Below are 12,533 nucleotides of genomic sequence, written 5' to 3'. Positions count from 1 at the left end.
GACAACTCGGCCGCCTGTTTCCTGTGGCCTTACGTGCCGTCGTACCCGTGAGTCACTGAACAGACTGGTGGGCCCACACCGAGGCAACGAGGGGGACCCACCACCCATGAACGGCTCGCGCATCGCCGCCGTCGGCCACTACCAGCCCGCCAGGGTACTCACCAACGAGGACCTGGCGGGCATGGTCGACACCAGTGACGAGTGGATCCGCAGCCGGGTGGGCATCAACACCCGGCACATCGCCGGACCCGACGAACCCGTCGACGAGCTGGCCGCGCACGCTGCGGCGAAGGCCCTGGCCGCGGCCGGCCTCACCCCCGCGGACATCGACCTGGTCCTGGTCGCCACCTCCACCGCGATCGACCGCTCCCCGAACATGGCCGCCCGCGTCGCCGCCCGGCTCGGTATCCCGCAGCCCGCCGCGATAGACGTCAACGTCGTGTGCGCCGGCTTCACCCACGCGCTCGCGACCGCCGACCACACCGTCCGGGCCGGGGCCGCCACCCGGGCCCTGGTCATCGGCGCCGACAAGATGTCCGAGGTCACGGACTGGACCGACCGTACGACGTGTGTGCTGGTCGGCGACGGGGCGGGCGCGGCGGTGGTCGAGGCGTGCGGGCCGGGCGAGGAGCCCGGGATCGGACCGGTGCTGTGGGGTTCCGTCCCCGAGATGGGCCACGCCGTACGGATCGAGGGCACCCCGCCCCGGTTCGCGCAGGAGGGGCAGAGCGTCTACCGCTGGGCCACCACGCAGCTGCCGCCCATCGCCCGGCGCGCCTGCGAGAAGGCCGGCATCGCCCCCGCCGACCTGGCGGCGGTCGTCCTGCACCAGGCCAACCTGCGGATCATCGAGCCCCTCGCCGCGAAGATCGGCGCGGTCAACGCGGTCGTCGCGCGGGACGTCACCGAGTCGGGCAACACTTCCGCCGCCAGCATCCCGCTCGCCCTCTCCAAGCTGGTCGAGCAGGGGCGCGTCTCCGGCGGCGACCCGATCCTCCTCTTCGGTTTCGGCGGCAACCTGTCCTACGCGGGCCAGGTCGTGCGCTGTCCGTGAGGGCGCGTGAGAGCGCGTTCTGCGGTGTGACGTGGTCAACTTCCGCTTCCCCTGGCAGTTGTGCGCCGTAGACTGTAGACGAAAGACAATCGATCCTGACGCTACTGAGTGTCCGCTCGTAACGGGTGTCTGCCGAAGGGGGACCCGATGTTGTCAGCCGGACTGCCGCAGGGCGCGGTGCCCAAGCTCGAACGCCCCGGTCCGCTCCGCGACCGTGTCTACGAGGCGCTGCTGGAACTCATCACCACCCGTTCCCTCCGGCCCGGCCAGCATCTCGTGGAGAGCGAACTCGCGGGCCACCTGGGCGTCTCGCGGCAGCCGGTGCGCGAGGCGCTGCAGCGGCTGAACACCGAGGGCTGGGTCGACCTCCGGCCCGCCCAGGGCGCGTTCGTCCACGAGCCCACGGAGGACGAGGCCGACCAACTCCTCACGGTCCGCACCCTGTTGGAGGCGGAGGCGGCGCGGCTGGCGGCGGCCAACGCGGGCAGCGCGGGAGTGGCCGCCCTCGAATCCCTCTGCACCGAGGGCGAGAAGGCGGTCGCCGCGGACGACGTGGACGGGGCCGTCGCCCTGAACGCCGCGTTCCACGCCAAGATCATGGACCTGGCCGGCAACACGGTCCTCGCCGAACTCGCCGCCCAGGTCGACCGCCGGGTCCGCTGGTACTACACCCCGGTGGCCCGCCAGCGCGGCCACCAGTCCTGGATCGAACACCGCGGACTGATCGCGGCGATCACGGCCCGCGACGAGCAGCTGGCGACCACCCTCATGCGCGAACACACGGAACACACGCGGCGGTCGTACCACGAGCGGGCCAAGTCCTGACCCTGGTCCGGGCTCAGGGCAGCGTGATGACGGCGATGCGCTCCGCCTGCGCGACGGCCAGCCGTTTGCCGTCGGGGTGGAGGGCGGCGACGGGGGTCGGGTCGGCGCGGCCGAAGCACGCCGATTTTGCGGGTACGCCGACCTCGGGCCACTCCGCGACGAGGCGCCCGGTAGTCGTGTCGAGCAGTCTCGGGTGGCCGGGGAACGAGATCACCTGATCGCCGCGGGGCAGGAGCAGGACACCAGGCTCGGCATCGCCCGCGGGGCTGCGGTGGAGCCAGCGTCCCTCGGACACCGACCACACGCCGAGGTGGCGCGGCGGCAGTCCGGCCGTCTCCTCCTCGTCGCACTCGTCGGCCCCGGTCGCCAGCACCAGCCGGTCCGCGTCGAGCCAGCAGCCCGCCGTCACCTCGCCGTTCATGACCGCCGCTGCCGGCAGCAGGCCCGCGCCGTCCAGGGTGCCGGGGTCGGCGAGCGCGAGCGCGGTGTCGTAGACCAGGGCCGTCCCGAAGGGCTGCCAGACCCAGCCGACCGAGAGCAGGTACCGGCCGTCCGGGCTCAGGCTCAGCCTGGAGTGGAACACGTCCTCCGGCTCACGCGCGCCGGCGGTCAGCCGCTCACCGCTCGCGGCGTCCTCGATCTGGAGGACGTTGTACTCGTCGGGGCAGTGCACGACGACCTCACGCCCGTCGCCCAACGCGCCCAGGGCGAGCGGGTAGTCGTAGTCCGGCGCGTGGTAGTAGCTGCGGTTCAGCTCCCGTACGGCCCGTTCGCCTTCGAGCAGCACCGCCTTGGTACCGCGCTCCTGGTACACCGCGGAGCAGCGCCCCGAGGCCGAGGCGGTCCCGGCGTCGAACGGGAAGCTCCACATGAACGGCGCCCTGTGCTCGACCCCGTCGCGGTCCCAGCGCCGCCCGCCCCCGACCACGCAGACCAGTTCGTCGCCGTCCCACATCAGCGACTTCGGCGCCGACTTCACCGGTATCGACCTCACGGTCATGGATGCCCCCAACCCGGAGCACCTCGGGCGGGCCTCCGCCGGGAATCTACGGGACGCCGCGCACTCAGCGCGTACGAATTTCGCGGCTCTTGTTCCTGTTTCCAGGCGACCGGCCTCACATCGAACCAGACTTGACGGATGGAGACGAGCACCCCGTGGTCGCTGGCAGATGCTTGGGACTGGACGGAGGAATGTGCGCGGTCCGCCGACGCCGCGGTGCGAGGAACCGACTCGTGGATTCCCCCGGTCGCAGAGGAATTGGTGCTGGCCGCCAGGGCGAGCGTGTTGAGTCAGTGGTATCCGTTCACCAGCCACAACTTTCTTCGGCTTGTGGACGGCCCGACATTCTGGACGTGTGGCGCACAAGACGTGACCGAGCTGGAGGGGCCCCTCTCCTTCGACACCGACGGGCCGGAGGGCCGTCCCACTTTCCGAGTCTGGAGCGGCCTCCTCCTCCGGAAGCCCGACCCCGTACTCGTACTCACCACGCCGAACGCTGCTGAGGCCGTAGACGCACTGGTAGGACTGTCTGGCGGCACCGGTCATGCAAGTCCGAGTGACCCGGCGTCCGGGTGAGCGCGCTCACGGGAAGAAGCCGCTGCTGCTGAACGAGTTCATGGCGCGGGTCCGCTCGGCCACGGCCCGCAAGCCCTCCTCGTTCGTGGCGCGGCGAACGTGAGCGGGGCCGGCGTCCCACTCTCTCCCTCCGGCCACCGGCCGAAGCCCGACGTACGGCCCTTCCCGCCCTCGGTGCTCCTCGCCCAGCTGGACCGCCTGTCCGGGGCTGTCGGCCTGGACACGGTGGAGCTGGGCATCATCCCGCTGTCGGCGCCCCTCAAGATCCCCCGCCCACTGCTTTCTGGATCTACGACGACCGCCGGGTGGTCGTGGAGAACTGGCACGCCGGACTCTGGCTCGATGACTCCGACAGCGTGGGCCCAGCAAGAGCCGGTACCCCTGGAAACGAGCGTGCCCGGTCCCATGTCGGGGGGTACCGCTTCTTCCTCGATCCCCCTCAGGCTGGACCTAGTTGCGGCGTAGCCTCAGGGCATGAAGTCCACCATCAGGGACATCAGACCGGCTACCCTGGCCATCGATTTGGAGTGCGATATGCACCCTGAGCACGGTGACGACTGCAGCAGGCTTGTCGTGGCACAGGTTTTGATGGACCACGATGACGACCTCGCCAAGGTCAGCATCATGGATGCCTGTCAACGTTGGCTTGACACCGATCCGGACGCGATCGAATGGCAACGGCGACAGGTTCAGGGCGATGCGCGCCTGAACTTGAATGCGAGCCTGTCCGCGTCGGGGGTCGTCGTCACCGGTGGCAACGTCAACATCGGCCAGGTCGGCGGGGATGTGGCCGGAGCGGTCAGCCTGGGATCCAGCCTGGCCGAGCAGCGGCAGAAGTTTCACTTCGACTTCCTGAGCCACACGCTTAAACAGGCCGAGTGGACGTTCCGCCTGAGCGTGTGGTTCATGACCGGCGGTGCGATAGTGATTCTCGCCGGGGCCGTCTTGGCGCTGGTTCACGCTGGAAACCCAGACCTCAGCTACTTGCCGCTCGTGACGAGCCTGACGGGGGCACTGATCACAGTCGGCGGTGGCGCCTTGGCGCTCCACTCGAAGCGGACCATGGCCAACCTCACCAAGGCCGCTGAGGACAACGAGAGCAAGATCGATATTGATCACAAGCTCGAAGTTGCTACTACTTTCATCGACCGTGTTGGCAATTCTGAGACCAAGGACCGTCTCAACTCTGCCGCGGCAATGAAAGCGTTGGGTATGGAAGCCGCGCCGGAAACGATGGTTGAGCGGTTGCTTCCTGAGAAGGCCAAGGAGATCGAGCCGGGCGACTCCGCGCGCTGAACGGCGCGAGGCCACGGGCGGCGTCCGCCGTGGCCTCGCGTGTGCTCTCCGGGCCCTGATGCCGGGGATGGGGCCTCCTGCCCTCCGAGACCCCACGGAAGCCCACGACGACCTATGCGGCAGCGGGCGGCTCCTGATCTTCCGCCTGGGGCGGCAGCTCAGGCCTGCGGAATCGTCGCCACGCGTCGCGTGCCTCTGTGGCCGAATCCAGTACGTCCGGCACCTCATCCAGAAGCTTCTTCATGGAGGACATCGACCGGGAGACCACGCCAGCGATGGCGAGAATGAAGAGGAGGATGACTGTCACGTTCATCGACCCTGATCCTGACCTTCTCTGTCATGGGTCGGATCGGTGGGTCTGCGCGTAGGCAGCCTCGATCCAAACCCTTACGGTTTGGGTCGAGACACCCACGCGGACGCACACGCAATTGTTCTCGGTCGGGCCTACTCTTCGGCCCACATCTACTTTCGGTAGTTCTACTGAATCCCCCACGCGTCAGCACAACTGACCTGCGTCTTGGCGAAGGTCGGACATCATCGCCAGGGCAGCGCAACTGATGCGACCCGCAACCCTGCGCGAACAGAGCTACGGACTAAATGGGTTGCTTGCACAACCCATCGCAGTCAGGTTAGCGCATTCGGTCGTGATCTTCGTCAAGACGCAACTAAGCCCCACCCCGGTCGAATTGGGGTGAGGCTCAGGAGCTGGTCAGGCTGTTGGTGAGGGGGCGTCACTTGGGGGAGGCGTAGCGGTGGTGAGAGCAGGTACAGCGAGGTATGAGCAGGATGCCCCGGCCGTGGGGGAGCGGGATGTCCCGGGTCTGGCGGCACTCCTGGTGCAACTTCCCGTAACCCGGCTGATGGGCCAGGGCGCACTCCGCGGACATGGTCGAGGTGTCCTCGGTCCGGGCGGTCACGGGATGATGCCGCCGCTGCTGAACGAGTTCATGGCGCGGGTCCGCTCGGCCACCGCCCGCAAGCGCTCCTCGTCCGTGGCGCGGCGGACGTGAGCGGGGTCGGCGTCCCACTCTCGCCCTCCGGCCACGGGGCGCAGCTGGACGTACGGCCCTTCCCGTCCCATGACGTACCCGAGCCGGTCGCGGGCGGTGTCGATGACCAGGGTGCCGGCTGGTGGTTCGACCTCCTCGGCGGTCACTCGCCGGGCTCCTTCTCCAGTGCCCTGGCCAGCCGTACGGCCACGTCGGCGCGCACCCGTCCCAGCTCGACCAGCTGAAGTTCCGGGGAAGCGGGGTCCACCCTGAGCGAGGGGAAGACGATCCCCGCTGAGTCCAGGGCGGCTCTGAGAGCCTCCACCGCCGCCTGCGTCTCGGTGACGTCCTGCGTCTTCTTCGGTGCCATGAACCGGACGCTAGGGCTGGGCAGTTGGCTGGTACTACGCTGTTTTCGCGTGTTTTCTCGGGGGGATGCTGAGATTGCTTCTGTTTTCGCATGGACCCTGCCGCGTCCCGTAGAACCGAGCTGGTCCCCCGGCCATGCTGATCGGATCAACGCCCTTGAAGGGAGAGCGTCCATGGCTCGTCAGCTACGCTTCACCGGCACAGACAGCAAGGTCGACGGTTGCCCCGCCCTGCACACCGACGCCGACAGCGGCGAGATCGTCGTCCAGGGCACGCCCGTCACCGACCCTGCCGACCTCGCGCAGCTGAAGCACTTCGGGCCCGATGAAGCCGCCGTGGTCGTACCGCGCGAACTGCTCGTGAACTGGGGACCGAAGGAGATGGAGCGGGTGCCCGAGCTGGTCGACCGCGACACCTTCCGGCGCCTGTTCGAGACCTTCGAACACACCGCTTGGCGCCTGGAGACCCGGCGCAGCTACGCCAGCGACCGCCAGGACCCCGATTTCCAGATGTTCCTGTCCACCGGGACGACGGTCATGGACCCGGGCGAGCCGTGGTTCACCAACATCCGCCGCCAGACCGAGGCGGGCAAGCGCGTCGGCCGGGTCCGTGTCGCCGACAGCCCGCCGACCACCGAGCAGCTGTTCTTGCTCGACTACGCCCGACACAACGAGTCGGTCGGCGAACACATCCGTTACCTGTGGCGCGAGGACGCCGACCGGCTCGCCCTGCCCGTCGAGGACTTCTGGCTGTTCGACTCCCGGCTGGTCGCCCTCCTGCACTTCGACGACGCCGACAACCTGCTCAACATCGAACTGATCACGGAGCCCGCCGAGGTCGTGCGGTACTCCCTTGTGCGCGACGCGGCCATGCACCTTGCCGTATCGCGTGACCAGTTCGCCGAGCAAGTGGCCCGCACTCGCTAGTGCGTGACCGGTGAGCACCGACTACCAGCAGGCACGGGAAGCCCTGGGCGCGCGGCTGCGCGAACTCCGTTTCTCGTGCCCGGGTGGTCGGCTCACCGGTCAGCAGCTTGCCCAGCGGCTGGGCTGGCCCGGCTCCAAGGTCAGCAAGCTGGAGAACGGCAAGCAGACCGCCACCCCCGAGGACCTCCAGGCATGGGCCGACGCGACCGGCCAGCCCGAGCTGTACCCCGAGCTGGCCGCCCGGCTGGCCGGGTTCGAGTCGCACATCAGGTCGTGGCGCCGTGCCCTGGCGAACGGCTTCAAGCCCATGCACGAAGGCCTGAGCGCGGAGATCGAGCGCTCCACCGACATCTGGGTATGGGAGGAGTCGGTGGTCGCCGGTCTCGTGCAGACACCCGAGTACGCCCGCCACGTCATCCGCAGGTACGCCAACCTGCTCGGCTCCGCGAGCGACATTGAGGACGCCGTACGTGCCCGCGTGCAGCGCCAGGAGTGGCTGTACCGGCCTGGCCGCAAGCTTCACGTGCTGATGTGGGAGGCCGCTCTCCGTTCGCTGATCTGTCCGCCCTCGGTCCTCGTCGGCCAGCTCGACCGCCTCGCGGGCATGATCGGCATGGACACCGTCGAACTCGGCATCGTCCCCTTCACGGCGTCGGTGAAGATCGTGCCCGCCAACGGCTTCTGGGTCATGGACGACCGCCTGGTCGTCGCCGAGGACTGGCACGCCGAACTCTGGCTGGACGACGCCGACAACATCGCCCTCTACTCCAAGGTCTGGCGCACCCTGAGCGAGTCCGCCGTCTACGGCGCTGACGCCCACAACGTCATCAACTCGACCCGTCGCGCCCTCAACCCTCCGTAAGGCTTAAGGCGGACCCTCTCATCAATGGCGCTGCGGGCGCAGCGATGATGCTTTGCGTAGGGCCTCGGTCAGTGTGTCCTCCGCGCGCTTCAATTCCTCGCCTCGTGCCTCCACCATCGCCCAGGCTGCATCGATCAGCACTTGTGCACCCTCAGGCTCTGTCGAATTTGCGTGGCGGGTGACTTCACCTCGCCACCCCAGAAAGGAGACAAAAAACGCTTTCAGGGCTTCGAACCAGTCGATATGCGCTTTGACGACGACCTTCGGCGCGTACAGAGCGATCTTGGTCTCTACAAGCCTCACGGGTTCCTCAGGGCGATTGGGGTCTAGATCGTCGGGAACGGCCTTGTTCCTGAGCGTCTCCACTCGGACCGTGGAGAAAGCCACCATCACGCGGTGGGCCTCCTCCAAGGCGTCGGCGCGGCGTTCCCACAGCCTCTGGGTTCGTTCTCGGGACTGAGTGCCTCGTTGAGTGATCACTGACGCGAGGAGAGTGGCCGAAGCCCCGAGCGTTGTGCCTATCAGCGTGGCTTCAAGAGGGGTCAGTCTCATGCCCGGAGCTTATGACTCTGCCGGTGCTCAGATGGACCCTGACGGCGAAGTCTTGGGGTGCCGGCTGCACCTCCGGGACTTCCGCACGTTCACAACACGCCGAGCGACGTCATGACCAACAGGCACAGCGTCAGCGTGCCCCCGAACGCGCCTCCGCCGAACAGGATGGCCGGGGCTTTCGGCCCGGGAGGAGTGTGCTTCAGCAGGCCTGCCACGATGCCCGCGATGACGGACACCAAGATGCAGATGACGACCACGAGCACCTTGACACCGAGAGAGAGGTTCAACGGTCCGACTTACCTTCCTGGCGGTCGGACTGTGGCACGCAGCTCTCAGCCGACCGCCACGTGATGTACGTGAGGTCTCGCTGAGGCCGTGCCGACGATAAGGCTCTCGGTGCCTTTCCGGGGCTCCCTTAGGAGGTCTCCACCCTCTTCCTCCGCGCGACCCTGCGCCTTCTTGTTGGTGCAACGTCCCGAGGATCATGCCTCGGGTACGCGGGCTTCCTACGACCCAATGTTCCTGCCAGCGATTCAGCCCGAACTGGTCCAACAACTGAGGAAGGCCAGCTACTCAACTTCACGGAGGCGTCGGGCACTCCGCTCGCGGCTTGCACAACCGTACCTGAAGCAGCGGTTGTTGGGTGACCAGTTGGCCACGGTGGGTGCTCCCGGGGCTCGTGCTGGCGGGTGCGGCCCCGCGCCCCGCCCGGCCACGAGAGGCCGCCGGAGACCCCACGGAAGACCGGGACAAGCCCACCGCTGGCCGGGGTCCGTGCGTACGACGGCGGTCAGCTCCTGGCCGCCCGCCGGCACTCACCTCTCGTGTGTCCGCGCGACACTTCCCGTGACAGCCGTGGACGCTGCCGCGGAGGTCCCATCAGGGCTTTGTTACGCGCCGTGAGCTTGCGGTACGCGCACTTCCCGGCGGCCGTTGTGGCAAGCAGCCCCGGGATGATCTCCTGGGTGCAGAACGGGGCACTAGCACTCCTCCACCCCGGCGACGAGACCGCCGAGTCGGGGTTATTCAGGAAGACTTTGGCGGCGTCCCAATCGTCATGGGCTTCACCACGTTCAACCCGATGGAGGTGGCCGTGCACTGCCGGTACTGCCTCGCCTGGCACCACCATGCCCTCGCCGCCCCTCCGAACTACATGGACTACTACCAGGCCCACTGCTACGCCCGACCGGTGTTTTACGACCGGGGCTACTGGATCCGGCCCACGGAGACGTCGATGCACCGGGTCTACAAGCAGTAGAGGCTTGCGCGACCACGTGGTCCGGCTTCTCGTGGCCGGGAAGACCACCCCGACGATCCAGCGCAAGCAGGCGGTCCGGAGCTCCCGTCCGCTTCCACCCATCACGGACTGGGCGGAGTACCGACGGGGGAAGCTTCCGCCTCCCGCCGCGTCCCAGTGGCCCACGTCGTACCCCACGTTCCCGGAGGGCGAGGAGGACTAAGGCTTGTCCCGTAACCCCTGTTCAGGGTGAGGCCGCGTGCTTCGCTCAGTTGTCGGCGACGGCGATGTCCAGGAGTTGTTGATGGAGTCCGGGGCGCGCGAAAAGTGCGGCTCCGGTGTCGGTCCGGTGCTGGCCGGCGAGGTCGCTGAAGGTGCCGCCCGCTTCTTGGACGATGGGAATGAGAGGGGCGATGTCCCACGGGCCGGCTCCCAGAAGGAGGAAGGCGTCCAGCTGACCGGTCGCGACGAGAAGGGCGCCATGGCAGGTGCCGGACCCGGTGGACGGTTTGCGGGGCGCTGGCGCGGTGGGATCCGCTGTGGTCCAGTCCAGCAGCGGCCGGACCTGCGTGACGCCCCGGGCGAGTTTCGCGGCCGCGGCGCGTTCCTGCTGGTTCAGTCTGGACGGAGGTGGCCAGATGCCGATGGCTGCGTTCTGGGCACTTCCGCCTTCGGTGAGGGCCAACCGGTGTGCCGGTGCGTCCGGGTCGGAGGGGCACGGCCCTGTCCAGGAGCCCGAGTCTGGCCTGGCCCACCACCGACGGCCCAGGGCAGGGGCGGAGACCATGCCCAGGGTGATGCGGCCGTCCTCCTCCAGGGCGATCAGTGTGCTCCACTCCGGTTCGCCGGCGAGGAAGCTCGCGGTGCCGTCGATGGCGTCGATGATCCAGCGCCGTGTGCCGTGTCCATGGGCGCCGAACTCCTCACCGATGAACGCGTCGCCGGGGTACTCCTGGCGGATCAAGGAGCGAAGGACGATTTCGATCTCCCGGTCGGCATCAGTGACAGGGCTGCCGTCGCTCTTGGCCCGGGATTCGATGGTGGCGCTCGAGAAGTAACGTCGGGCGATGGCATCCGCCTCATCGGCCAGGCGGTGCACCAGTTCCAGGTCTGCCAGGTCCGTCACGAGGCTGCCCTTCCCACTGTGATCCATCGTTAAGCTCCGCATGGACCGTGCAGACGCGGTGACATCATCAAGGCGTGGCTGCTGTGATCACGGCCTCGGAGCCGTCCTGGATTTCTCCCTTCACCGGACTGAACCCGCGCTGCTTCGCCAAGTTGGTGACCGCACTGCGCCGCGAGGGCGCCGACAGAGGCCGGACGGGCCGACCCTGGAGCCTGCCGCTGGACGACCGCGTCCTGCTGGTCACGGCCTATTGGCGCACGAACTTGACACTGCGCCAGCTCGCCCCCTTGTTCGGCATCTCGAAGTCCGCTGCGGACCGCATAGTCGACCACCTCGGTCCGCTGCTGGCGCTTCAGCCCCGCAAGCGGTTCCGCAAGGACACCGTGCTCATCGTGGACGGCACACTGGTGCCCACCCGCGACCACACGGTGGCCGAGCAGTCCAAGAACTATCGGTACTCCACCAACCACCAGGTCGTCATCGACGCCGACACCCGCCTGATCGTGATGATCGGCCGACCGCTCCCGGGCAACCGCAACGACTGCAAGGCATGGGCAGAATCCGGCGCCAAGGACGCCGTCGGGCAGACGACCACGATCGCCGACGGCGGCTATCCCGGCACCGGGCTGGTGATGCCGCACCGCCGACGCAAAGGCGAAGAGCTCGCCGCTTGGAAGGAAGAACACAACCGCTCACACAAGCAAGTCCGGGCCCGCGTCGAGCATGTCTTCGCCCACATGAAGACCTGGAAGGTCCTTCGCGACTGCCGCCTCAAGGGCGATGGAGTACACCACGCCATGCTCGGCATCGCACGCCTGTACAACCTCACCCTCGCCAGATAGAGGAGCGGATCTCATCGCCGCTTAGCGCACGCATGGACCTCAAGATCAGTTACGGGACAAGCCTTAGCCGGCACCGGCTGACCCGCCCTCGGGCTTGGGTGCGCTAGTCCCGGCGTCAGGTGTGGCGCCGGGGCGCGCGACGATCGCCCTGGCCAACTCCGCGGTTATCTGAGCCCGCTGCTCCTGCGTCATGCCGGAGTCGGCGACCAGGCGTTCGGCGGCCAGGTAACGCGAGAATTCCAGCGGCTGGTCAAAGTAGGCCTTGAGGTGACCGGCCGCCGTCTCCTGCGACCGGACGAACGTCTTGCTGATGAACCCGGCCAGGGCTGCCGACACCGCACCCAGACCGCCAGCGACGGCCGCCCCCGCCGTCGTGCTGGCGTGGTACGCCACCGCAACGAACACTCCCAGCAGCCCGAACCCGATGAACATGGCCAGCTGGGCGCTCCAGAAGGACATGCTTGCCTGTCTCGTGGCGATCTTGTGATAGAGCTCCAGCTTGCTGTGGTTCACCTCCCACAGCAGCGCGAGCGCCAGCCGGTGAGCCTCACGGCGTTCTTCGCTCGGAGTCTCGGGCCGGTCTCCGTGAGGCTTGATAGCCCCCTCCGACAGAGCGTCTTCCAGGTTGCGCTCCGCTTCCCGGACGCGTTCGCGGCTCTCCCGCACCTCATTTGCCGAGTCGACTACGTGTTGGAGCGCGATCGTGAGGCAACTTACGGAAGCAAAGATGGCAGCCACAGTTGCGGGGGCGCCTGGATCCGGCCCGTCAAATGCCCAGTAAAGCCCCCAAATGAATGTAGAAACGCAGAAAGCGAACAGCGCTTCCTCTCTCAGTTTTGCAGCTATGACCCGCATGGTGGGTCATTTTGCTGATCGAAC

At 67.6% G+C, this 12,533-nt stretch carries 16 protein-coding genes and 1 pseudogene; 8 read left to right on the top strand and 9 right to left on the bottom strand.

The window, feature by feature from the left end; translation table 11 throughout:
- Positions 1-106: 106 nt before the first annotated feature.
- Both ABZ887_RS29100 and ABZ887_RS29095 read left to right on the top strand, forming a co-directional pair.
- Entirely contained in the window at positions 107-1,054 is a 948-nt protein-coding gene (locus ABZ887_RS29100; protein WP_361295245.1) for a beta-ketoacyl-ACP synthase III, read from the top strand.
- A gap of 147 nt (positions 1,055-1,201) precedes the next feature.
- Positions 1,202-1,879: a GntR family transcriptional regulator gene (locus ABZ887_RS29095; protein ID WP_361295242.1), complete on the top strand. Its 678-nt coding sequence runs from the start codon at positions 1,202-1,204 to the stop codon at positions 1,877-1,879.
- A gap of 13 nt (positions 1,880-1,892) precedes the next feature.
- Here the strand turns inward: ABZ887_RS29095 and ABZ887_RS29090 are convergent, their stop codons facing one another.
- Positions 1,893-2,879 (bottom strand): hypothetical protein, encoded by a 987-nt coding sequence (locus ABZ887_RS29090; protein ID WP_361295239.1) that lies wholly within the window; start codon positions 2,877-2,879, stop codon positions 1,893-1,895.
- Positions 2,880-3,620: 741 nt separating this feature from the next.
- Between ABZ887_RS29090 and ABZ887_RS29085 the strand changes: the two are divergent.
- Both ABZ887_RS29085 and ABZ887_RS29080 read left to right on the top strand, forming a co-directional pair.
- A pseudogene (locus ABZ887_RS29085) lies at positions 3,621-3,814 on the top strand (Scr1 family TA system antitoxin-like transcriptional regulator); the annotation flags it as partial.
- 115 nt (positions 3,815-3,929) lie between these two features.
- Entirely contained in the window at positions 3,930-4,751 is an 822-nt protein-coding gene (locus tag ABZ887_RS29080; RefSeq protein ID WP_361295236.1) for a hypothetical protein, read from the top strand.
- Between the two features lie 112 nt (positions 4,752-4,863).
- Here ABZ887_RS29080 and ABZ887_RS29075 read toward each other — a convergent pair whose 3' ends face one another.
- The 4 genes from ABZ887_RS29075 to ABZ887_RS29060 all read right to left on the bottom strand — a co-directional run bounded on the left by ABZ887_RS29075 (position 4,864) and on the right by ABZ887_RS29060 (position 6,110).
- The gene (locus tag ABZ887_RS29075) at positions 4,864-5,064 is read right to left on the bottom strand and encodes a hypothetical protein (RefSeq protein WP_361295233.1); all 201 of its coding nucleotides are present in this window, start codon (positions 5,062-5,064) and stop codon (positions 4,864-4,866) included.
- Positions 5,065-5,482: 418 nt separating this feature from the next.
- On the bottom strand, positions 5,483-5,668 hold the full coding sequence (locus tag ABZ887_RS29070) for a hypothetical protein (RefSeq protein WP_361295231.1): 186 nt from the start codon (positions 5,666-5,668) through the stop codon (positions 5,483-5,485).
- Positions 5,665-5,907, bottom strand: coding sequence for a hypothetical protein (locus ABZ887_RS29065; RefSeq protein WP_361295466.1), 243 nt, complete (start codon positions 5,905-5,907; stop codon positions 5,665-5,667). The genes ABZ887_RS29070 and ABZ887_RS29065 overlap by 4 nt, the downstream gene beginning before the upstream one ends.
- Entirely contained in the window at positions 5,904-6,110 is a 207-nt protein-coding gene (locus ABZ887_RS29060) for a hypothetical protein (protein ID WP_361295228.1), read from the bottom strand. Before ABZ887_RS29060 ends, ABZ887_RS29065 begins: the two co-directional genes overlap by 4 nt.
- A 172-nt stretch (positions 6,111-6,282) precedes the next feature.
- Here ABZ887_RS29060 and ABZ887_RS29055 point away from each other — a divergent pair, with 172 nt between their 5' ends.
- Together ABZ887_RS29055 and ABZ887_RS29050 are read left to right on the top strand one after the other, a co-directional pair.
- On the top strand, positions 6,283-7,035 hold the full coding sequence (locus tag ABZ887_RS29055; protein ID WP_361295225.1) for a DUF6879 family protein: 753 nt from the start codon (positions 6,283-6,285) through the stop codon (positions 7,033-7,035).
- Between the two features lie 10 nt (positions 7,036-7,045).
- Positions 7,046-7,897, top strand: coding sequence for a helix-turn-helix transcriptional regulator (locus ABZ887_RS29050; protein ID WP_361295222.1), 852 nt, complete (start codon positions 7,046-7,048; stop codon positions 7,895-7,897).
- 21 nt (positions 7,898-7,918) lie between these two features.
- Here the strand turns inward: ABZ887_RS29050 and ABZ887_RS29045 are convergent, their stop codons facing one another.
- Positions 7,919-8,449 (bottom strand): hypothetical protein, encoded by a 531-nt coding sequence (locus tag ABZ887_RS29045; RefSeq protein WP_361295219.1) that lies wholly within the window; start codon positions 8,447-8,449, stop codon positions 7,919-7,921.
- Between the two features lie 89 nt (positions 8,450-8,538).
- The gene (locus tag ABZ887_RS29040; RefSeq protein WP_361295216.1) at positions 8,539-8,736 is read right to left on the bottom strand and encodes a hypothetical protein; all 198 of its coding nucleotides are present in this window, start codon (positions 8,734-8,736) and stop codon (positions 8,539-8,541) included.
- Between the two features lie 770 nt (positions 8,737-9,506).
- On the opposite strand from ABZ887_RS29040, the gene ABZ887_RS29035 reads away from it, so the two are divergent.
- Positions 9,507-9,707 carry a hypothetical protein gene (locus ABZ887_RS29035; RefSeq protein WP_361295213.1) on the top strand — a complete coding sequence of 67 codons (201 nt, stop codon included), beginning with the start codon at positions 9,507-9,509 and terminating at the stop codon, positions 9,705-9,707.
- Positions 9,708-9,954: 247 nt separating this feature from the next.
- On the opposite strand, the gene ABZ887_RS29030 is transcribed toward ABZ887_RS29035, so the two are convergent.
- A complete protein-coding gene (locus tag ABZ887_RS29030; protein WP_361295210.1) occupies positions 9,955-10,812 on the bottom strand; it encodes an inositol monophosphatase family protein in 858 nt (285 codons plus the stop codon).
- Between the two features lie 74 nt (positions 10,813-10,886).
- On the opposite strand from ABZ887_RS29030, the gene ABZ887_RS29025 reads away from it, so the two are divergent.
- Positions 10,887-11,654, top strand: coding sequence for a transposase (locus tag ABZ887_RS29025; RefSeq protein ID WP_361295207.1), 768 nt, complete (start codon positions 10,887-10,889; stop codon positions 11,652-11,654).
- A 63-nt stretch (positions 11,655-11,717) separates the two neighbouring features.
- On the opposite strand, the gene ABZ887_RS29020 is transcribed toward ABZ887_RS29025, so the two are convergent.
- Positions 11,718-12,509, bottom strand: a complete 792-nt coding sequence (locus ABZ887_RS29020; RefSeq protein ID WP_361295204.1) for a hypothetical protein — start codon at positions 12,507-12,509, stop codon at positions 11,718-11,720.
- Positions 12,510-12,533: the final 24 nt, after the last annotated feature.

Origin of the sequence: Streptomyces sp. NPDC047061, from assembly GCF_040643955.1 — a bacterium.
Classification (GTDB): Bacteria; Actinomycetota; Actinomycetes; order Streptomycetales; family Streptomycetaceae; genus Streptomyces.
Note: the sequence above shows the minus strand (reverse complement) of the source record. Positions and strands in the feature narration are given on the sequence as shown.

Bases quoted from the DNA above. Each gene is read 5' to 3' on its own strand.
- ABZ887_RS29100 (WP_361295245.1), top strand. From the start codon at position 107: ATGAACGGCTCGCGCATCGCCGCCGTCGGCCACTACCAGCCCGCCAGG.
- ABZ887_RS29095 (WP_361295242.1), top strand. From the start codon at position 1,202: ATGTTGTCAGCCGGACTGCCGCAGGGCGCGGTGCCCAAGCTCGAACGC.
- ABZ887_RS29090 (WP_361295239.1), bottom strand. From the start codon at position 2,879: ATGACCGTGAGGTCGATACCGGTGAAGTCGGCGCCGAAGTCGCTGATG.
- ABZ887_RS29080 (WP_361295236.1), top strand. From the start codon at position 3,930: ATGAAGTCCACCATCAGGGACATCAGACCGGCTACCCTGGCCATCGAT.
- ABZ887_RS29075 (WP_361295233.1), bottom strand. From the start codon at position 5,064: ATGAACGTGACAGTCATCCTCCTCTTCATTCTCGCCATCGCTGGCGTG.
- ABZ887_RS29060 (WP_361295228.1), bottom strand. From the start codon at position 6,110: ATGGCACCGAAGAAGACGCAGGACGTCACCGAGACGCAGGCGGCGGTG.
- ABZ887_RS29055 (WP_361295225.1), top strand. From the start codon at position 6,283: ATGGCTCGTCAGCTACGCTTCACCGGCACAGACAGCAAGGTCGACGGT.
- ABZ887_RS29045 (WP_361295219.1), bottom strand. From the start codon at position 8,449: ATGAGACTGACCCCTCTTGAAGCCACGCTGATAGGCACAACGCTCGGG.
- ABZ887_RS29035 (WP_361295213.1), top strand. From the start codon at position 9,507: ATGGGCTTCACCACGTTCAACCCGATGGAGGTGGCCGTGCACTGCCGG.
- ABZ887_RS29020 (WP_361295204.1), bottom strand. From the start codon at position 12,509: ATGCGGGTCATAGCTGCAAAACTGAGAGAGGAAGCGCTGTTCGCTTTC.